The 19,434-nt window shown below is 71.4% G+C and carries 19 protein-coding genes and 1 pseudogene; 14 read left to right on the top strand and 6 right to left on the bottom strand.

What is annotated here, in order from left to right; all coding sequences use genetic code 11:
• Positions 1 to 150: 150 nt before the first annotated feature.
• From Sp245p_RS00215 to Sp245p_RS00200, 4 genes are all read left to right on the top strand, one after another.
• Entirely contained in the window at positions 151 to 699 is a 549-nt protein-coding gene (locus Sp245p_RS00215) for a RodZ family helix-turn-helix domain-containing protein (protein WP_014239120.1), read from the top strand.
• A complete protein-coding gene (locus Sp245p_RS00210) occupies positions 699 to 914 on the top strand; it encodes a hypothetical protein (protein WP_014239121.1) in 216 nt (71 codons plus the stop codon). Before Sp245p_RS00215 ends, Sp245p_RS00210 begins: the two co-directional genes overlap by 1 nt.
• Before the next feature lie 149 nt (positions 915 to 1,063).
• Entirely contained in the window at positions 1,064 to 1,840 is a 777-nt protein-coding gene (locus Sp245p_RS36190; protein WP_014239122.1) for a cold-shock protein, read from the top strand.
• Positions 1,841 to 1,990: 150 nt separating this feature from the next.
• Positions 1,991 to 3,622, top strand: a complete 1,632-nt coding sequence (locus tag Sp245p_RS00200; RefSeq protein WP_014239123.1) for an alpha-D-glucose phosphate-specific phosphoglucomutase — start codon at positions 1,991 to 1,993, stop codon at positions 3,620 to 3,622.
• Positions 3,623 to 3,680: 58 nt separating this feature from the next.
• Here Sp245p_RS00200 and Sp245p_RS00195 read toward each other — a convergent pair whose 3' ends face one another.
• Positions 3,681 to 4,367 (bottom strand): dienelactone hydrolase family protein, encoded by a 687-nt coding sequence (locus Sp245p_RS00195; protein WP_014239124.1) that lies wholly within the window; start codon positions 4,365 to 4,367, stop codon positions 3,681 to 3,683.
• A gap of 119 nt (positions 4,368 to 4,486) precedes the next feature.
• Here Sp245p_RS00195 and msrB point away from each other — a divergent pair, with 119 nt between their 5' ends.
• The 3 genes from msrB (at position 4,487) to Sp245p_RS34725 (ending at position 6,488) form a co-directional block, all read left to right on the top strand.
• Positions 4,487 to 4,981 (top strand): peptide-methionine (R)-S-oxide reductase MsrB, encoded by a 495-nt coding sequence (gene msrB, locus Sp245p_RS00190; RefSeq protein ID WP_014239125.1) that lies wholly within the window; start codon positions 4,487 to 4,489, stop codon positions 4,979 to 4,981.
• A 177-nt stretch (positions 4,982 to 5,158) separates the two neighbouring features.
• A complete protein-coding gene (locus Sp245p_RS00185; protein ID WP_014239126.1) occupies positions 5,159 to 6,178 on the top strand; it encodes an LLM class flavin-dependent oxidoreductase in 1,020 nt (339 codons plus the stop codon).
• A 139-nt stretch (positions 6,179 to 6,317) separates the two neighbouring features.
• On the top strand, positions 6,318 to 6,488 hold the full coding sequence (locus tag Sp245p_RS34725) for a hypothetical protein (protein WP_014239127.1): 171 nt from the start codon (positions 6,318 to 6,320) through the stop codon (positions 6,486 to 6,488).
• A gap of 1 nt (position 6,489) precedes the next feature.
• Here Sp245p_RS34725 and Sp245p_RS00180 read toward each other — a convergent pair whose 3' ends face one another.
• The gene (locus tag Sp245p_RS00180; protein ID WP_014239128.1) at positions 6,490 to 6,891 is read right to left on the bottom strand and encodes an STAS domain-containing protein; all 402 of its coding nucleotides are present in this window, start codon (positions 6,889 to 6,891) and stop codon (positions 6,490 to 6,492) included.
• A 101-nt stretch (positions 6,892 to 6,992) separates the two neighbouring features.
• On the opposite strand from Sp245p_RS00180, the gene icmH reads away from it, so the two are divergent.
• From icmH to tagF, 3 genes are read left to right on the top strand one after another with little or no spacing between them, the layout of a single operon-like run.
• Positions 6,993 to 8,336 (top strand): type IVB secretion system protein IcmH/DotU, encoded by a 1,344-nt coding sequence (gene icmH, locus Sp245p_RS00175; protein ID WP_109138313.1) that lies wholly within the window; start codon positions 6,993 to 6,995, stop codon positions 8,334 to 8,336.
• Positions 8,337 to 8,346: 10 nt separating this feature from the next.
• Positions 8,347 to 10,338 (top strand): type VI secretion system membrane subunit TssM, encoded by a 1,992-nt coding sequence (gene tssM / locus Sp245p_RS00170; RefSeq protein ID WP_109138312.1) that lies wholly within the window; start codon positions 8,347 to 8,349, stop codon positions 10,336 to 10,338.
• Positions 10,338 to 10,982: a type VI secretion system-associated protein TagF gene (gene tagF / locus Sp245p_RS00165; RefSeq protein WP_014239131.1), complete on the top strand. Its 645-nt coding sequence runs from the start codon at positions 10,338 to 10,340 to the stop codon at positions 10,980 to 10,982. The genes tssM and tagF overlap by 1 nt, the downstream gene beginning before the upstream one ends.
• A 139-nt stretch (positions 10,983 to 11,121) precedes the next feature.
• Here tagF and Sp245p_RS35535 read toward each other — a convergent pair whose 3' ends face one another.
• The gene (locus Sp245p_RS35535) at positions 11,122 to 11,595 is read right to left on the bottom strand and encodes an OmpA family protein (protein ID WP_246119780.1); all 474 of its coding nucleotides are present in this window, start codon (positions 11,593 to 11,595) and stop codon (positions 11,122 to 11,124) included.
• Positions 11,596 to 11,902: 307 nt separating this feature from the next.
• Here Sp245p_RS35535 and Sp245p_RS00155 point away from each other — a divergent pair, with 307 nt between their 5' ends.
• The 3 genes from Sp245p_RS00155 (at position 11,903) to Sp245p_RS00145 (ending at position 14,835) form a co-directional block, all read left to right on the top strand.
• The gene (locus Sp245p_RS00155; RefSeq protein WP_162471575.1) at positions 11,903 to 12,940 is read left to right on the top strand and encodes a DctP family TRAP transporter solute-binding subunit; all 1,038 of its coding nucleotides are present in this window, start codon (positions 11,903 to 11,905) and stop codon (positions 12,938 to 12,940) included.
• Between the two features lie 105 nt (positions 12,941 to 13,045).
• Complete coding sequence (locus Sp245p_RS00150; RefSeq protein ID WP_014239134.1) at positions 13,046 to 13,552, top strand: TRAP transporter small permease; 507 nt, start codon at positions 13,046 to 13,048, stop codon at positions 13,550 to 13,552.
• On the top strand, positions 13,549 to 14,835 hold the full coding sequence (locus Sp245p_RS00145; protein ID WP_014239135.1) for a TRAP transporter large permease: 1,287 nt from the start codon (positions 13,549 to 13,551) through the stop codon (positions 14,833 to 14,835). Before Sp245p_RS00150 ends, Sp245p_RS00145 begins: the two co-directional genes overlap by 4 nt.
• Before the next feature lie 37 nt (positions 14,836 to 14,872).
• Here Sp245p_RS00145 and Sp245p_RS00140 read toward each other — a convergent pair whose 3' ends face one another.
• The 3 genes from Sp245p_RS00140 to Sp245p_RS00130 form a co-directional block, all read right to left on the bottom strand.
• Positions 14,873 to 15,784, bottom strand: a complete 912-nt coding sequence (locus tag Sp245p_RS00140; protein WP_014239136.1) for a DMT family transporter — start codon at positions 15,782 to 15,784, stop codon at positions 14,873 to 14,875.
• Between the two features lie 46 nt (positions 15,785 to 15,830).
• Positions 15,831 to 16,244, bottom strand: a complete 414-nt coding sequence (locus Sp245p_RS00135) for a hypothetical protein (protein ID WP_014239138.1) — start codon at positions 16,242 to 16,244, stop codon at positions 15,831 to 15,833.
• A 169-nt stretch (positions 16,245 to 16,413) separates the two neighbouring features.
• Positions 16,414 to 17,985 carry a glycosyltransferase gene (locus Sp245p_RS00130; protein ID WP_014239139.1) on the bottom strand — a complete coding sequence of 524 codons (1,572 nt, stop codon included), beginning with the start codon at positions 17,983 to 17,985 and terminating at the stop codon, positions 16,414 to 16,416.
• 538 nt (positions 17,986 to 18,523) lie between these two features.
• Between Sp245p_RS00130 and Sp245p_RS00125 the strand changes: the two are divergent.
• A pseudogene (locus Sp245p_RS00125) lies at positions 18,524 to 19,329 on the top strand (IS5 family transposase).
• Positions 19,330 to 19,434 lie beyond the last annotated feature (105 nt).

The following is a 19,434-nucleotide window of genomic DNA, read 5'->3' as shown; positions in this document are numbered from 1 at the left end:
CCCTCTCCCCCGCCGTTGTCCGTCGCGCCTTCAACAGGAGAAGCGGGCGAAACGGCACCACCGAATGGTGTCCATGGCGGGAAAAAGGCGGGCGGAACCGCAGCACCGCTACACCGGTTGAGGGTGGTATTGCTGATGGGGAGGCAACCGATGGCACGACATCCGATCCCACAGGGCCTTTTGCTCGCCGCCGGCCTCGTGCTGTGCGGTGCCGGTCCCGCTCTGGCGCAGGGAAGCTGCGCCGCGCTGGTCGACCGCTTCGCCGCCGAGAACAACCTGTCGGCCAGCCCGCCGCCGGTCGCGACGCCGCCGGGCAGCTCCGGCTCCACCGCGGGGGATGGAGCCTTGCCGAATGGCAGTTCCGGGGCGACGCCGGACCAGCTTGCCCGCTCGGGCGGGGTGGTGGCGCCGCCGGCCTCGGGCGATCAGGCGGTGATCGAGCCGCCGCGCACCGGCGCTCCCATGCCGACCGCTCCGGCGGTGCGGCCCGACGCCGCGCCGAACAGCGGCTCCTCGATGGAAAGCGGGTCGATGGGGCAGGCGGCGCGCAACGCCCAGATCGAATCGCTGGTGACCGCCGCGCGCTCCGCCGCGAAGGACGGCAACGAGCAGCTTTGCATGGACTCCCTGGACAAGGCGCGCGGCCTGACCCGCGCCGCGCCGGGTGCTACGGGTGGCACGATGGGCGGGGGCGGCTGATGGCGACGGTGCGGATGATGGCCGAACTGATGGCCGCCGACCTCAGCGTCGCCGGCCCCCTTCCTCCTTCCCCGCCGACTCCCGACATGCCGGTGCCGCCGCCCGGCATGCCGGACATGCCCGGCGACCCTTCGCGGCCTCCGATCAAGGAGCCGCCGGACGCCATCCCCGTTCCCCCGGAGGAACCGCCGCCCAACCCCGAGCGGCTGGTTTGAGCCCGCCTGTCGGGGAGAAAAATGGCACCAGGGCCGCGGGCGCGCGAAACGGTGCGCCTGCGGTCTTGTGATTCGCGCGGGGAAAGGCGATGTCTTCTCTCGGCACCGAAGGTCGGTGCCGAGTCGCCTCTTGGAGTTCAGTGGGTCTCATGCACCGTCAACCCCCGCGCCAGCACGTCTACCGCCAGCCCGTCGTCCTCGGCACCCAGGTTCAGGCCACCGTCAAGTGGTACGATCCCAACCGCGGCTTCGGCTTCGTCAAGTTCGAGGACGGGTCGCCCGACGCCCTGATCCCCGCCGCCATCGTCGCCACCGCCGGTCACGAGTCCCTGCCGGACGGCGCCACCGTCGTGGTGGACATCGTCGAGGGGCGCAAGGGCAACCAGGTCTCCGCCCTGCATTCGGTCGACACCTCCACCGCCGCTCCGGCGCGCCCGGCCCGTGCCCAGGGCCCGCGCCCGTCGTTCGGCGAGCGGGGTGGCTTCGGCGACCGCAACGACCGTGGGGGCGACCGCGGGTTCGGCAACCGTGGTTTCAACGACCGGGGTGGGGATCGCGGCGGTGATCGCGGGTTCGGTGGCCGGGGCGACAGCCGTGGCTTCAACGATCGCGGCGGCGATCGCGGCTTCAACGACCGCGGTGGCGATCGCGGCTTCAACGATCGTGGCGGTGACCGCGGCGGCTTCGGCGGCCCGCGCCGTCCGGCGGGCGGCCCGGCCACCCAGACCGAGGGCACCGTGAAGTGGTTCAACGCCACCAAAGGCTTCGGCTTCATCGCCCAGGACGGCGGCGGCCAGGACGTGTTCGTCCACATCAAGGCGGTGGAGCGCTCCGGCCTGCAGGGTCTGAACGACGGCCAGCGCGTCCGCATCTCCGTCCGCCAGGGCGACAAGGGTCCGGAAGCCGTCTCGGTCGAGGAGGCGTAAGGCCTCGGTCCATTGACGATGGTCCACCGAAGGTAAGGTGTCGTTCGGCTCGGTTGAACGGCGGCGCAAAGCCGCGCATCGTGGCGGGGCCGGGACGGCGGTGCGACGGCGCGCCGCCCCGGCCCGATCCGAATCAAGAAAGGACGCCCAGTGGTTCCCGTCACCTGTCCGACCACGCCCTTCGACGGCCAGAAGCCCGGCACCTCCGGGCTGCGCAAGGCCGTGAAGGTCTTCGAGCAGCCGCGCTATCTGGAAAACTTCGTCCAATCCATCTTCGACTGCGTCGACGGCCTGTCCGGTGCCACGCTGGTGATCGGTGGTGACGGGCGGTATCACAACCGCACCGCCGTGCAGACCATCCTGCGCATGGCCGCGGCCAACGGCGTCGCGCGCGCGGTGGTCGGGCGCGGCGGCATCCTGTCCACCCCGGCGGCCTCCTGCGTCATCCGCAAGCGCGGCGCCATCGGCGGCGTGATCCTGTCGGCCAGCCACAACCCCGGCGGCCCGGACGGCGATTTCGGCATCAAGTTCAACGCCGCCAACGGCGGCCCGGCGCCGGAATCGATGACCGACGCCTTCTTCGCCCGCTCCAAGGCCATCACCGAATACAAGACGCTGGAGTCGCCGGACCTCGATCTCGACCGGCTCGGCGAGACGGCGCTCGGCGGCATAGCGGTGGAGGTCATCGACCCGGTGGCCGATTATGCGGAGCTGATGGAATCGCTGTTCGACATGGCGGCGATCCGCAAGCTGTTCGCGTCGGGCTTCCGCATGGTGTTCGACGCCATGCACGCGGTCACCGGCCCCTACGCCACCGAGATCCTGGAGCGCCGCCTGGGCGCCCCCGCCGGCACCGTCATCAACGGCACGCCGCTGGAGGATTTCGGCGGGCACCATCCAGACCCGAACCTCGCCCACGCCGAGGAACTGGTCGGGCGGCTGTTCGGCCCGGACGCGCCGGACTTCGGCGCCGCCTCGGACGGCGACGGCGACCGCAACATGATCCTGGGCCGCAACGTCTTCGTGTCGCCCAGCGACAGCCTCGCCGTGCTGGCGGCCAACGCCACCCATGTCCCGGCCTTCAAGGGCGGTCTGGCGGGCGTCGCCCGCTCCATGCCGACCAGCCGGGCGGTGGACCGCGTGGCGGCGAAGCTGGGGATTTCCTGCTACGAGACCCCGACGGGCTGGAAGTTCTTCGGCACGCTGCTCGACGCCGGGCGCATCAACCTGTGCGGCGAGGAGAGCTTCGGCACCGGCGCCGACCATGTGCGCGAGAAGGACGGGCTGTGGGCCGTCCTGATGTGGCTCAACGTGCTGGCCGCCCGCGGCCTGTCGGTGGCCGAACTGATGGCCGAGCATTGGGGGACCTACGGGCGCACCTATTACGGCCGCCACGATTACGAGGCCATCCCGCAGGAGGCCGCCGACGCCCTGATCGCCGAGTTGCGTGGCACGCTGTCCTCGCTGGCCGGCACGGACCTCGGCGGGCGCACGGTCGCGGCGGCGGACGAGTTCGCCTACACCGACCCGGTGGACGGCAGCCGGTCGGAGCGGCAGGGCCTGCGCGTCGGGTTCGAGGACGGGTCGCGCATCGTCTACCGCCTGTCCGGCACCGGCACGTCGGGCGCCACGCTGCGCGTCTATTTCGAGCGGTACGAGCCGGTCGGCGGCGAGCACGGGCTGGACGCCCCGGTCGCGCTGAAGCCGCTGGCCGATCTGGCGGCGGAGCTGGCCGGGATCGAGCGCCACACCGGGCGCACCAAGCCGGACGTCGCCACCTAAGGATTTGTTCTGAAAGAAGGCCCTTCCTCCCACGCTGGGGGAAGGGCCTTTTCCTTTTTTAGAACACCGCCTGGAGCAGGCCCAGCGTGCGCCGCTTGGCCAGGGCGGCGCTGGCCGCGTCGTAGCTGGCGCGCTCGTCGCAATTGAAGCCGTGGCCGGCCGGGTAGAGGTGCGTGATGGCGCTGGGATGGCGCTCGCGCACCGCCTCGGCCACCGTCAGGGGGATGGCGTGGTCCGTCTCGCCGAAATGCAGCAGCACGGGCGCGCGCGGCGCCTCGTCCAGCCGGTTGCCGATGCCGCCGCCGTAATAGGCGACGGCGGCGCGGACCGGCAGGCGCGACGCGGCGGCCCAGGCGATGGTGCCGCCCCAGCAATAGCCGGCGACGGCCGCCCCCTCCGCCCCGCCGAGATGGGCGAGACCCGCCGCCACGTCGGTCAGCGCGTCGTCGACGCTGACCGCGCCCATCAGGTCGCGTCCGCGCTGGACGCCGGCCTCGTCGTAGGGCAGCTCCACCCCGCGCTGCGCCCGGTCGAACAAGGCGGGGGCCAGCGTGTGATAGCCGTCCGCCGCGTAGCCGTCGCAGACGCGGCGGATGTGGCTGTTGATCCCGAAAATCTCCTGGACGATCAGAAGCCGCCCCTTCTCCGGCCCGACGGGCCGGGCTTCGTAGGCGGTCAGCCGGTGCCCATCGGACGCCGTCAGGTGCGTCCAGGCGCCGGTCGAGCCGGTGGTCGTTCCGGTCATGGCTGGTCTCTCCCTCCATTCGTTCCGTGCAGGGAAGATAGCAGCCTGACGCCGGGTGTCATCCGCGACCGACTGGCCCATATCCCCTAGGACCGTCACCCCGTCACTGGAGCCGCCCGATGTCCGCCCCCGCCGACCGTTCCCCGACCGCTGGACCCTTCGACCTGACGCCGCCGACACCGGAGCAGCGCGCGGTGCTGGTGGAGCGCCTGTCGGACGAGGAGCGGCATGTCCTGCTGAGCCACGGGACGGAGGCGCCCTTCTGCGGCGGCCTGCTCGACAACAAGAAGCCGGGAACCTACGCCTGCCGTCTCTGCGGCCTGCCGCTGTTCCGGTCCGGGACGAAGTTCGAATCCGGCACCGGCTGGCCCAGCTTCACCGCGCCCTATGAGAACGCGCATCTGAAGCTGGTGCAGGACAACAGCTACGGCATGGTGCGGGTGGAGACGCTGTGCGCCCGCTGCGGCAGCCACCAGGGCCACGTCTTCCCGGACGGCCCGCCGCCGACCGGCATGCGCTTCTGCATCAACTCCGTCTCGCTGGCCTTCCTGCCCGAGGGGCAGCCGCTGGCGAGGAGCGTTCAGGATTGGGTGGAGGAGGGGGCGGCGTTCTAGCAGACGCTTGGCCCCTCCGCCCCCTCCCTAACCCTCCCCCTCTACGAGGTGGAGGGGACTGCCGCCCCTTCGCGTAAGGCCCCCTCTCCCGCGCAGCGGGGGAGGGTTGGGGAGGGGGCCAAGGTTCGCACAGCCTGCACCTCCCCCGATCGTCCCGTTTCATTGGATACCCCCGTCATGCCGACCGACGACACATCCCGCTTCCCCATCTCCGTCCTCGACCTCGCCCCCGTGCCGGAAGGCAGCACGCCGGGCGACGCGCTGCGCAACACGCTGGACCTCGCCCGCCACGCCGAGCGGCTGGGCTACCGCCGCTACTGGCTGGCCGAGCATCACAACATGACCGGCATCGCCAGCGCCGCGACCTCGGTCGTCATCGGCCATGTCGCGGCGGGCACCGCGACCATCCGCGTCGGCGCCGGCGGCATCATGCTGCCCAACCACTCGCCGCTGGTCATCGCCGAGCAGTTCGGCACGCTGGAGGCGCTGTTCCCAGGCCGCATCGACCTCGGGCTGGGCCGGGCGCCCGGCACCGACCAGATGACGCTGCGCGCCCTGCGCCGCGACCCGTCGGTGGCGGAGCAGTTCCCCCAGGACGTGCTGGAGCTTCAGGCCCTGCTCGGCCCCGTCCAGCCGGGCCAGCGCGTGCAGGCGGTGCCCGGCGCCGGATCGAACGTGCCGCTGTGGATCCTTGGCTCCAGCCTGTTCGGCGCGCAGCTTGCCGCCGCCTTCGGCCTGCCCTACGCCTTCGCCTCGCACTTCGCGCCGGACGCGCTGATGCGGGCGTTGCAGGTCTACCGGGAGAACTTCACCCCCTCGGCGCAGCTCGACCGGCCCTACGCCATGGTCGGGGTGAACGTCGTCGCCGCCGAGACCGACGCGGAGGCGCGCCGGCTCTTCACCTCCGCCCAGCAGAGCTTCGCCCGTCTGATCCGCGGCACCCGCGGCCAATTGCCGCCGCCCATCGACGACATCGAGAGCTTCTGGTCGCCGTTGGAGAAGGCGCAGGCGATGAACATGCTGTCCTGCTCCTTCGTCGGCTCGGCGGAGACGGTGCGGCGCGGGCTGGAGGCCTTCCTCGCCGAGACCGGGGCCGACGAGATCATGGTGGCCTCGGCCATCCACGACCACGCGGCACGGGTGCGCTCCTACGAGATCCTGGCGGAGGTCCACGGGGCGCTGCGGGCCGCGGCCTGACGCGCTCCAAATTGGGGGAGAGGCCCGGCGCAACCGCACAGCGCGCTTCGCGGACTGCGCCATGGACCGCGCCCAAGGGAAGTCTTATCGTCTGTGGCCCGGCGTCGCGCGACGCGGTTCACAGAGATGGAGAGGGGATATGGCCGAGTTTCCCCACGCCAGCAGGGTCAACGTTACGCTTGATCTGCCGCTCGACGTCTATCGGCGTCTGGAACAGCAGGCGCGCTACATGAGCGTTACCGTCGAGGCGCTGCTGAAGACTATCCTAGCGCAGCAGCTCTACGACTCCAGTCTTCGCAATATGGATTAGTTCATTGTCGTGAGGCGGCGCGCACGGCGGCCTCAAGGTCGCCGTGACTCTCCAGAAGCGCCGCCAGCCCGGCCTCCTCCAGCACGCCGCGGATCGGACCGGGCACCGCCGCCAGCACGATCCGCACGCCGGACCGCACCCCTGCGCTTCCCGCGCCCGGCCGCGCCTGCCGCACCGCCAGCAGCAGCGAGCGCAGTCCCGCCGGGGTCAGTTGCGTCACTGCCGACAGGTCGAGCACCAGCCCGGCCGGCGTCTTTCCGGGCGCGTCCGATGCGGGGTCCGGGGTGGCGGGGGCCAGCGCCGCGAACAGCCGCGCCTCGAACCGGGGGGCGGCGGCGCTGTCGATCGGCCCCACCGGGCGCAGGATCGTCACGTCGCCGCGCACCTCTTCCGCGATTTGCATCAAACCCTCCGATTTCCCCATCCGGCTGGGCCTGCTATACCTCCTCCGGCGGGGGATTTCCCATCACACGGATCATCATACAGCAGAGCGGCGGCGGGGGCATGGAATCGGACGGACGCTTCGGCGGCGGGGCGGGCCTGCGGGACGGCGGGGAGTTTTCCGCGGAGTCCGGCGGTGGGCCGCGCGCGCTCCCGGCCTTCCTCGCGGCGGGGCCCGCCGTGGCCCCGGAAGACCGCCCGCCGGCGGAGGCGCCGCCGGATCAGCCGGCGCGGCTGCGTGGGGCGCTGAATCCGCTGCTGGCCGCCGCCGGGCCGCTGCTCGACCTCGCCGGGTCGCTGCGCGAACGCTCGGGGCACGAGAACCCGGAGGGACTGCGCGACGTCATCCTCGCCGAGGTCCGCCGCTTCGAGGAGGAGGCCGCCGCCATCGGCGTCCCGCCGGAGGAGGTGCGCGTCGCCCGCTTCGCCCTGTGCACCATGCTGGACGACGTGGTGCGGGCGACCCCCTGGGGCGCGCGCTGCCGCTGGGCGCGCGAGGGGCTGGCGGTGGTGGTCGATCCCGGCGCCGGCGGGCCGGACCGCTTCTTCGACCTGCTCGACACCATGCTGAGCGACCCGCGCCTGCACCGGCTGGAGCTGGAGCTGTTCTACGCCTGCCTGTCGCTGGGCTTCGAGGGCAAGTTCCGCGACAAGCCGCGCGGCGCCCACGACCTCGCCCACTTGCGGGACGAGCTGTTCCGCGTGCTGCGCCGCCTGCGCGGCGAGCGGGAGCGCGCGCTGTCGCCGCAATGGCGGGGCGTCGCCGAACGCTTCCGCCCGCTGGGGCACGTCCTGCCGCCCTGGCTGGCCGCGGTGGCGGTGGCGACGCTGCTCGGCGGGCTGTTCCTGACCCTGTCGGCCTCGCTGGGCGGCCGGGCGGACGCGGTGGTGGCCCGGCTGGGCGCGCTGCTTCCCGACCGGCCGCTGGAGCTGGTCCGCGCCGTCCCGCCGCCGCCGCCCAGCGCGGGTCCGGCGCTGGCCGTCCGCGTCACCGCCCTGCTCCAGCCGGAGATCCGTTCCGGCGCCGTGGCGGTGCTGGCCGGCGACGACGGGGCGCTGGTGATCCGCATCGAGGGGGCGGGCATGTTCGCCACCGGCAGCGACGCGATCCGCGCCCGCTACCGCGCCGTGGTCGACCGCGTCGGGCAGGCGCTGGGTCCCGAGGCGGGGCGCGTGGTGGTGGTCGCCCACACCGACGACCAGACCCCGCGCGGCGGCGGGCTGCCGACGCCGGAGGCGCTGACCGAGGCGCGGGCGGTGGCCGTTCTGAAGATCCTGGAGCGCACGCTGGGCGCCGAGCGCCTGACCGCCGAAGGGCGGGGCGAGCACGAACCGCTGGCCCCCAACACCACGCCGGCCAACCGGGGCGCCAACCGGCGCGTCGATGTCCGCCTCTACCCCGAATAGGCCGCGGTCCATGAGCGAACCGTCTCCGCACACCCGCTCCAAAAAGTCCCAGGGCAGGGTCCGCCGCGCCGATCCGGCGATGGCGCCGCGCCTGCGCTGGTGGACCACGCTCGCGGTCGCCCTGTCGGTCGGGCTGCTCGGCTGGGCGGTGATGCCGCTGCTCGGCTTCGGCGGCCTGGCCCGCCTGCTGCCGGCGCTGGTCCTGCTCGGCCTATGGTACGCGCTGAACCGGCACGAGGACGGCCGGCAGAGTGCGGCCAACGCCCGCTTCGTCGAGGCGCTGGCGGCGTCCCGCGATCCCGAGCTGAAGGCGTCGCTGGACGAGCTGGGCACGGTGCGCGAGCGGCTGGACGCGGTGATCGACCGGCTGAAGACGCAGCGCTTCGGCGCGCGCTGGGGCGGCCAGTATCTCTACCAGCTTCCCTGGTATCTGGTGATCGGCGCCCCCGGCTCGGGCAAGACGACGGCGCTGGCCAACGCCCGGCTGGGCGCGGCGCTGGGCGGCGGTCTGGACGGCATGCCGGTGCAGAATCTGGGTGGCACGCGCAACTGCGACTGGTGGTTCACCGACGAGGCGGTGCTGATCGACACGGCGGGCCGCTACACCACCCAGGACAGCCGCCGCGCCATCGACGGGCGCGTCTGGTCCGGCCTGCTCGACCTGCTGAAGGAGCACCGCCCGCGCCAGCCGGTGAACGGCGTGCTTCTGACCATCAGCCTGACCGATCTCGCCGGCTGGAGCGACGCGGAGCGGCACAACCACGCCATCACCATCCGCCAGCGGCTGGGCGAGCTGCGCGCCCATCTCGGCATCCGCGTGCCGGTCTATCTGCTGTGCACCAAGGCCGACCTCGTGGACGGCTTCACCACCTATTTCGACCCGCTGGACCGGGCGGAGCGCGCCCAGATCTGGGGCATCACCTTCCCGGTGGAGGACCTGCCGCCCGGCCCGCTGGCCAGCTTCCACGCGCAATACGCGGCGCTGCTGCGCCGGCTGGAGGAGCGGCTGCCCGAACGGCTGCACCAGGAGCCGGACATCCAGCGGCGCGGCGACGCCTTCGCCTTCCCGCTGCGCATGGCGGGCTTCGAGGCGGCTTTGGCCGACCTCGTCGACACCGCCTTCACCGCGGAGGCCGAGGAGGCGGTGCCGCTGCTGCGCGGCATCTACCTGACCAGCGCCACCCAGCCCGGCGCCTCCGCGGAATCGCCGGCCCAGACCTTCTTCCTGGAGCGTCTGCTGCCCGAGGTGGTCTTCCCCGAGGCCAACATGGTTGGGGTCGACCGCGCGCTGGAGCGGGCGCGGCGGCGGCGTCACGTCTGGGCGCTCGGCGGGACGGCGGCGGCTGGCCTGCTGCTCGGGTTGGCCGGGCTGAGCAGCCACCGCGCCAACGAGGCGCTGCTGGCGCGGGCGGAGGCCGCCGTGGCGGTGGCGGAGGAGCGGCTGCGCGTCCTCGACACCCCGCCGCGCTCGCTGACGCGGGTGGAGGATTCCGATTTCCTCGCCGTCCTGCCGGCGCTCGACGCGCTGCGCGCCCTGCCCGCCGGCTGGACCGAGCGGGCGGAGCGGCGGGCGTCCCTGCTCGGCTTCGGGCTGTCGCAGGGGGAGCGCGTCGGCCTGCCCGCCGAGGAGGTCTATCGGCGGGCGCTGCGCAGCGTGTTCCTGTCGCGCATCGTGCTGCGGTTGGAGGAGCAGCTGCGCACCGGCTGGGCGCGGCCCGACCTGCTGCGGCAGAGCCTGCGCGCCTACGCCATGATCGGCGGGCGGGAGCCGCTGGACCCGGCGGTTCTGGCCGAATGGCTGGCCGCCGACTGGCAGCGCACGCTTCCCGGCGCCGCCCATGAGGCGGAGCGCCGGGCGCTCGGCGACCATCTGGCCGCTCTGGTCGAAGCCGGCTTCGCCCCGGTGCCGCCGGACGAGGCGCTGGTGTCGCGCGTCCTCGACGTGCTGGGCCAGCCGACCGCGCCGATGCCCCGCACTCCCAACAACGGCGGGGCTGGCTGATGAGCCCCGGTTTCGCGGTGGGCTTCCACGGGAAGGTGCCGGCGCGCGGTGATTTTGTCGGCTACGGCCTGCCGCGCGGCGTGCTGCTTCCCTGGGACGCCTGGCTGACGGAGGTTCTGGACGCGGCGGTGCGCCAGCTCGGCTCGCCCTGGGAGCGGCTGTTCCAGTCGGCCCCGGTCTGGCGCTTCGCCCTGTCCCCCGGCCTGTGCGGGGAGCCGCCGCTGGCCGGCATCATGATGCCCAGCGCCGACCGGGTGGGGCGGCAATACCCCTTCACCATCGTCGGCACGCTGCCCTACGGCACCGACCTCGCGGTGGTGCCGGTGGCCTGCCTGCACTGGTTCACCCGCGCGGAATCCATCGCCGCCGACGCCTGCCGCGCGGGGGCCGACGTGGACGCGCTGCCCGCCCGCATGGCGATCCTGGGCCGCCCGGAGCCCAACGGCGCCGACCCCACCGTCGCCACCGTGGTCGAGGAGCGCGTCGGCCCGCTGCCACCCCGCGCCAGCCTGTGGTGGAGCCGCGGCGGCGGGCGGGTTCCGCCCTCGGTGCTGACCTGCTGCGGCCTGCCGCGCTCGTCCCGCGCCGCCGCCTTCATCGACGGCGCCTGGGAGCGGCGGGGCTGGGACGATCTCGACGGGTAGGGGGTGGTTGTGTTTGTCCCCTAAAGTTGTCGCGTCGGGCCCCCACCCAACCCTCCCCCGCTTCGCAGGGGAGGGCTCTTCTCCTCCCCCTGCGAAGCGGGGGGAGGTTGGGAGGGGGGCCCAGCGCAACCACCTCTCCCTATCCCCCCAGATTGACGATCTCCACCCGCCGGTTCTCCGCGGCCTTCGGCTTTTTGGGCAGCAGCGGTTCCCGCGCGCCCATCCCGGCGGTGTCCAGCCGGTCGCGGCGCACACCGTGCTGTTCCGCCAGATAATCCGCCACGGCGTCGGCCCGGCGCTGCGACAGCGCCCGGTTGGCCGCATCGCCGCCCACCGCGTCGGTGTGGCCGACGATGCGGAAGCGGGCCTTCGCCGTCTCCGGCGCCGTCATCACCGCGCCGATGCGGTCGAGCACCGCCCGCGATTCCGGGCGGATGCGCGCCGAGTTGAAGTCGAAGCCGATCCGGAAGGCGGCGCGCAGCCCGGCCTTCAGCGCCGCGACGGGCGGGTCCGGCGGCGGCCCCGGCAGGGCGGGCACGGACACCGCGGCGGGAGCCGGTGCGGGAGCCGTGGGCGATGCCGCCGCGACGGGCGGCGGTGGCGGGCGCTTCATCACGATGGGCGGGCAGCCGGGTCCGGCGGCGCCGAACAGGGCGGCCTGGATCTCGCATTCGCTGGGGTTGGGACCGAGCGGGACGGCGGGCGCCGCCGATTGCGCCAGGGCCGGCCCCGTGGGAAAGGCCAGCCCCCCCCGAGAAGCCCCAAGGCCAAAAACCCGATTGTTGGGAACATCCGCATTTGCATGCCCGCATTGTCCCAGGCTTGGGGGCGGGCCGTCAAATTCCGCGTGGAACAGTCGTGCGTGCCTCTGTACGATCCCGGTCCGATCTTTCGTTTGCGGTATGCGGGAGGAAACAAGAATGAAGTCGATGAAGGCGCTGTTCGCCGGTCTGGCTCTGGCCGCCATGGTTCTGCCGGGCGTGGTCGCCAACGGCGCGGCGGCGGCGGACTACAAGGCCGAGTACAAGCTGTCCACCGTGCTGGGCAAGCCGTTCCCCTGGGGCATCGGCGGCGACCGCTGGGCCGAGCTGGTCAAGGAAAAGACCAACGGGCGCATCAATGTGAAGATGTATCCCGGCTCCGCCCTGGTGAACGGCGACCAGACCAAGGAATTCACCGCGCTGCGCCAGGGCGTGATCGACATGGCGGTGGGCTCCACCATCAACTGGTCGCCGCAGGTGAAGGAACTGAACCTCTTCTCGCTGCCCTTCCTGATGCCCGACCACAAGGCGATGGACGCGCTGACCCAGGGACCGGTCGGCAAGCAGCTGTTCGACCTGCTCGCCACCAAGGACGTGGTGCCGCTGGCCTGGGGCGAGAACGGCTTCCGCGAGGTCTCCAACTCCAAGCACGCCATCAGCAAGCCGGAGGATTTGAAGGGCCTGAAGATCCGCGTCGTCGGCTCGCCGCTCTACCTCGACACCTTCACCGCGCTGGGTGCCAACCCGACGCAGATGAGCTGGGCCGACGCGCAGCCCGCCCTGTCCACCGGCGCCGTCGACGGGCAGGAGAATCCGGTCGCCGTCTTCACCGCCGCCAAGCTGCCGACGCTCGGCCAGAAGCACCTGACCCTGTGGGGCTACGTCGCCGACCCGCTGATCTTCGTGGTCAACAAGGAGGTCTGGAACAGCTGGTCCAAGGAAGACCAGGAGGCGGTGCGCGCCGCCGCCGTCCAGGCCGCCGCGGAGGAGGTCGCCATCGCCCGCAAGGGCATCACCGCCCAGGACGACAGCCTGCTGAAGGAGTTGGCCGGCCAGGGCGTGGCGGTCGTGCAGCTCACGCCCGAGCAGCAGAAGGCCTTCCAGGCGGCGACCCGCGCCGTCTACGACAAGTGGGCCAAGACCATCGGCCCCGACCTCGTGAAGGCCGCCGAGACCTCGGTTGCCGGCCGCAACTAAGCCCGTCCGGCGCCCGTCCGCTTCCGCCCCCGTGGCGAGCGGACGGGTGCCCTTCCTTTTCAAAGTCCGTTCCAGCCCGCCCGTCCCCGTCCAGAGAACCCGTTCATGACCGAAGACCCCGAACTGACGCCGCGCGAAGAGCCGCGCCCGCGCGTTCCCATCCGGATCGAGGAGGCGCTGGCGGCGCTGGCCATCGCGGCGATGGGGGTGATCACCTTCGCCAACGTGATCACGCGCTATCTGACCAACATCTCGCTCGCCTTCACGGAGGAATACGCCATCGCCCTGATGGTTGTGATGACCATGCTCGGCGCCTCGGTCGCGGTCGTGCGCAACCATCACATCCGCATCACCTATTTCGTGGACCGGCTGCGCCCGGTCCTGCGCCGCCGGGCCGAGCTGTTCGCCATCGCCATCACGGCGCTGGTCTTCCTGGGGCTGGCCGTCTACGGCGCGCGGATGGTCTGGGACGAGTACCGGTTCGAGGAGACGTCGCCCGGCCTGGGCGTGCCGCAGTGGATCTACTCGATCTGGCTGCCGGTCCTGTCGGTGGTCATCGTGCTGCGGGCGCTGGGCCGCGGCATCCGCGTCGCGCGGGGGAACGAGCCATGATCACCGCGCTGCTGTTCGGCGGATTCTTCGCGCTGCTGATCGCCGGCGTGCCCATCGGCGCGGCGCTGGCGCTCGCCGGGGCCGTGGTGATCGGTGTCGCCGGCCTTGGCATCATGTCGCTGCCGACCACCGTCTACACCGGCATGGCAAAATACCCGCTGCTTGCCATTCCCATGTTCGTCCTGACCGGCCTGATCTTCGAGCGGTCGGGCGTGGCGGAGCGTCTGGTGAAGTTCGCGCTGGCCGTGATCGGCAAGCGGCAGGGCGCCCTGCCGGCAGTCGCCATCATCGTGGCGATGTTCATGGGCGGCATCTCCGGTTCCGGCCCGGCGACCTCCGCCGCGGTGGGGGCGGTGATGACCGCGGCCATGCTGCGCGAGGGCTATCCGCGGGCCTTCACCGCCAGCGTCATCGGCGCGGCGGCGGCGACGGACATCCTGATCCCGCCCTCCATCGCCTTCATCATCTACAGCGTGATGGTGCCGCAGGCGTCGGTGCCGGCCCTGTTCGCGGCGGGCATGATCCCCGGCATCCTGGCCGGTCTGGCCCTGGTCATTCCGGCGGTCTGGATGTCGCGCCGCAACGGTTTCGGCGAGGTCGCGCGGGAGGGCGAGACGCGCCCGTCGATCTGGAAGGCCTTCAAGGAGGCGATCTGGGGCCTGATGGCGCCGGTGGTCATCCTGGGCGGCATGCGCGCGGGCCTGTTCACCCCGACCGAGGCGGCGGTGGTGGCCGCGGTCTACGGCCTGTTCGTCGGCTTCTTCATCTACCGGACGTTGACCCTGCGCATGGTCTACGACGTGCTGGTGGAGTCGGCGGAGATCTCCGCGATCATCCTGATGGTGGTGGCGCTGGCCGGCGTCTTCGCCTGGGCGACCGGGACGCTGGGCGTCATCGACCCCATCGCCCGGGGGATCGTCGATCTCGGCATCGGGCAGTACGGCGTTCTCGCCCTGCTGATCGCAGCGCTGGTGGTGATCGGGATGTTCCTGGACGGGGTGTCCACCTTCCTGATCCTGCTGCCGATCCTGGTGCCCATCGCCAACCACTTCAATTGGGACTTGGTGTGGTTCGGCGTGATCCTGACGATGAAGCTGGCCATCGGCCAGTTCTCGCCGCCGATGGCCGTCAACCTGATGGTCACCTGCAAGATCGCCGGCACCACCATGGAAGCCACGGTGCGCTGGGTCGGCTGGCTGATCCTGGCGATGTTCCTGGCGCTGGCCGCGGTGGTGGTCTTCCCCGGGCTGGCGCTCTGGCTGCCGCGCAGCCTGGGCTACTGAGGGTGACGGACGCGGGGGCGCCTTGCGCGTCCCCGCCTCAGCCCTTCCGGCGGGTCGCCAGCAGGATGCCCGCCGCGATCAACCCGATGCCTGCGGCGTGGTAGAGGTGGGGCTGCTCGCCGAGGAACAGGATGGCAAGGATGCTTCCGAACACCGGCATCAGATGGATGCACATCCCCGCCGTGTTGGCGCCCACCAGGGCCACGGCGCGGTTGAAGCAGAGATAGGCGGCGATTGACGGGAACAGCGCCACATAGGCGACCGCCCCCAGCGCCGTCGGGGTGATCGGCATGGGGTTCCCGCCGACGCTTTCCCAGAGATAGAAGGGCAGCAGCATCGCCGCCCCGCCCGCGAAGGTGACGGCGATGAAGCTGAGGCCGTGCACCGCCGGGCGGCGGCGCAGCAGGGCGGTGTAGGCGGCGTAGCCGAGCACCGCCGCCAGCACCCACAAATCCCCGGCGGCGAGCTGCAACCCGATCAGCACCGCCGGGTCGCCCCGCGCGATCAGCGTCAGGGCGCCGGCCAGCGACACGGCGATGCCCACCCCCTGCAGCGGGGTCACCCGGTCGCCGAACAGCGCCAGGCTCATCAGCACGATCAGCACCGGCATGGAGGACTGCATCATCACCGCGTTCAGCGCCGTGGTGGTGTGCAGCCCGACATAGAGGAAGGTGTTGAAGACCGCGATGCCCAGCGCCGACAGCAGCAGCACGACCGGCCATTGGGCGGCCAGCGCCCGCGCGTCGTGCCGCAGGTGCCGCCACGCGAAGGGCAGCACCAGCAGCATCCCCAGCGTCCAGCGCCAGAAGGCCAGCCCGACCGGCGGCACCTCGCCCGACACCGCGCGGCCCAGGACGGCGTTGCTGGCCCAGAACAGCGGCGGCAACATCATCAGAAGCCACGCCTGATCGAACAGGCGGCGGCGGGCGGGGGTGGCGTTTTCGCTCACGGCTGGCAACTCATCGGACTGGACGCCTCAAGGTGGGTTCCGCGGCTCAGCCGCGGCGGCGCGGGGAGGCGAAGGGGGAAAGGGGGCCGTCGCCACGAGAGCCCTCGCCGCGCGAACCGTCACCACGGGGACCGTCCGACCGGAAGCTCTCGCTGCGGGAGAAGCCCTCGCGGCGCGGGCGGTCGCCCCGGGGGCCGTCACCACGGGGACCATCGCCACGGGGGCCGCGCCCCTCGCCACGGGGACCGTCGCCGCGGCCTTCGCGCGGCGGCTTCGGCGGCTGGCGCATCTCCGCGTCCAGCTCGGCGATGCGCTTCACCAGCGCTTCACGGATCGCCGGGGCCGCGTGGGACTTCAGGGTGGCGAGCTGCTCCTTCAACTGCTGGAGCTGAAGCTGCTTCTGCTCCCGCGTGCGCTTGATGGCGACGTTGTCGGAATGCTGGCCGTCGAAGGCGCGCATGAAAAGGTCCTCGTTGCAGAAAATAAGACACCCGCCGCGGCGTCCCAGCGGACGCCCGGTCGGGGAGCGCGGAATATTGGAAAGGCACCGGCGCCAAAGCAAGCCGGGAGTTTGCTCCGCCTGTGCGATAAAGCGGTTGACGGCGGCGGCCCGGATCACTCCGCACCGATCACTCCGCGGGCGACCGCCGGCTGCGGAACAGCGCCGCCGCCTCGTCGAGATAGCGCGACAGGTCGGCGGCGGCCTCCGTCGGTCCGGCGCGGCGCGACCCTTGGACACGGGCCTCCGCGGCGGCGGCGGCCAGGGCGGCGGGGTCGGCAGCCAGGGCGGCCAGCCGCTCGACGAAGGCGCCGTAGTCGGGGTGGGTGAAGCGCGGGCCGACGACGCTGGCGACGTCGCCGCCGGGAAGCGACAGCGGCACCGCCCCGGCGGCCAGGGCCTCGGCGGCGCTGGCGCCCCCGCCGGTCCGCAGGGGATTCACATAGGCGTCGCAGACCGCCAGCAGGGCGCCCATGTCCGACACATAGCCCAGGCATTGCAGCCGTGCCGCATGGGGTGACACGGCCAGCCGCCGGGGCAGGGCGTCGGCGTGTCCGGCGAAGACGGCGACGGCGCGCGGCGCGCGGTCGAACAGCGCCTCCAGCATGGCGAGGAAGGCGCCGTCCGCCTCATCGTCCAGCCGGTTGCCGATGACGGCGCAGACGAAGGCGCCGTCATCGAGCCCGAAGGCGGCGCGCGATCCTTGTTTCCTCGGGGTGGCCCCGGCCAGCGAATGCAGAAAGCGGAAGGGCCGCCAGGACCGGGCCAGCGGCCCGTGGGCGGGTGCCGCGCCTCCGCCGAAATCCAGCACGATGTCGGCCAGCGACAGGGTGGCCCCGGTGGTGGTGGGGATGCACAGGGTGGGGCGCGTTCCGGCCATCAGGTCGGCCACGACGCAGGACCCGCCGAGCGACAGCACCACATCAGGATCGAGCGCCGCGATGGCCTCCAGGAACCAGCCGATCTTGCCGGGGCTGACGCAGGGTTCGACCGAGGACAGCATCCGGTAGATACGCCCGTCCGCCTCGATCCGCTGATCGCCGGAGAGGGTGGGCTCCACCGACGCCGCGAAGGAGGGCACGAACAGGCTGTGCACCTCCGTCGGCATGATGTTGGTGTTGAGAATCACCACCTCCCGCCCGCAGCGGTCCTCCAGCAAGGCGGCGTAGGACAGCAGGTCGCGCGACGGCTGGTGGCGCAGCGAGAGGAACTGGTTGGTCACCAGCACGACCCGCCCGGTGTCTGCTCCCCCGGCCCGGCGGATGGCCGGGACGATGGCCTGACGGCGGCGGATCTCGTCGAGGATGCGGCGGTAAAAGGGGAACTGCCGCTCCTCGAAGAAGCCGGGGCGGCTCGCCGGGTTCATGCGCATCAAAAAGAGCTGGCGTCCGATGCCGGCGTGGATGTGCAGCAGCCCCTCCAGCCCGGATTGCACGATGTTGGCCTCCACCGCGTCGAGCAGTTCGTCGTAATAGCGCAGATCGCCCGAGACGGCGGCCATGGCCGACAGCAGCAGGACCGTGTCGGCCCCCGGCGCCAGCCGGGGCAACTCCCGCGCCGCCTGCGCCCGCTCCGCCTTGGGCCGGTCAAGAAAGGCCGCGCAGAGGGTTTCGATGGCTTTCAGGTCGTGGCCGTTCGTCACAGGCCGGCGCAACGCGGCGGTGAGGTCGGCGAGGAGGGAAGGGGCGGGCGGTTGGGGCATCGGCCTTGCTGGGAAAAGGGCGCGATGAGTCATGCCACATATGGAAAGGCCCCGGAAGGCGTTACCTTCCAGGGCCTTAGAGTGGTGCCGCAGCAGGGATTTGAACCCCGGACCTACTGATTACGAAAACTATGACATTGTTGGAAATCCAAGGCTTTTCCCACTTGTTCTGTGTTCGTGCACGTATGGAATATCAATGACTTGCAATGGAGGTGGGAAACTTGGAAGCCCCTCCAGTCGGAAGCCGGATCAAGGAATTCCCTCATCGCCACCCTGTTGAGCAGTTGGCGTCAGTGCAAACGCCGCGTCCATCAAGGCCCTTCGGGAGGTGAGCACCGGAATAGCCTTCTTTGGGCAAACCGGTCACCGCTGAACAGTTTAGCAAACCGATCCCCGAAGCCGCCGGACATCACCGAAACCCTCTGAAAGTCATCGGCGGTGCGGGTTTTGGCAAACGCAATGCGTGCATTGCGCGAGAACAAATCCTATGCCTTATAAGAGTGCGTAACAAAACCGGCCAGGAACGGTTGGTAGGGGCATGGCAGCCCCTCTTGTTTCCGACGCCTTGTGGGCGATCATCGAACCGCTGATCCCGCCGGAGCCGCCCAAGCCAAAAGGCGGACGGCCCCGGTTGGACGATCGTGCGGCGCTGACCGGCATCCTGTTCGTGCTGCGCACGGGCATCCCTTGGGAGCTTCTGCCGGTGGAGATGGGCTGCGGCTCGGGGATGACCTGCTGGCGGCGTCTGCACGAGTGGCATCGGGCCGGGGTATGGGAGCGACTGCATCGCGTGCTGCTCGACCGGCTCGGCTATGCCAACGCCATCAACTGGGATCGGGCGGCGGTGGACAGCGCCAGCGTTCCAGCAAAAAGGGGGGCGAGGAGACTGGCCCGAACCCGACGGATCGCGGCAAGCCGGGCTCCAAGCGTCACATCCTCGTCGATGCCAATGGCATCCCACTCGCCCTGAAGATTTCGCCGGCCAACCGGCACGATAGCAAGCTGCTGGAGACGCTGGTCGATGCCGTGCCGGCGATCCGCCAGTGTGCGGGCCGGCCACGGCGCCGCCCGGCCAAGTTGCACGCCGACAAGGGCTACGACTTTGCACACTGCCGGCGGGCGCTGCGCCAACGAGCGATCATTCCGCGGATCGCCCGGCGTGGCGTCGAGAGCAGCGAGCGTCTTGGCCGACACCGATGGGTGGTCGAGCGGACGCTCGCATGGTTCGCCCGCTTCCGCCGCATCGCCGTCCGATACGAACGGCGCGCCGACATCTTCACCGCCTTTCACCACATCGCCGCCAGCCTCATCTGCTGGCGCTTCGTCCAAAGATGGTTCTGTTAGGCGCTCTAAGCAGCGAAGGCTACAGACCGAACGTCGGACTTTGCGCGCTGTCCCGGTCTGGCGCGTTGTGTGCTGCAACCGACCAGTTCTACCCGTCGTGAAGCG

Origin of the sequence: Azospirillum baldaniorum, assembly GCF_003119195.2 — a bacterium.
GTDB lineage: Bacteria > Pseudomonadota > Alphaproteobacteria > Azospirillales > Azospirillaceae > Azospirillum > Azospirillum baldaniorum.
This window is presented reverse-complemented; position numbering and strand designations above follow the sequence as displayed.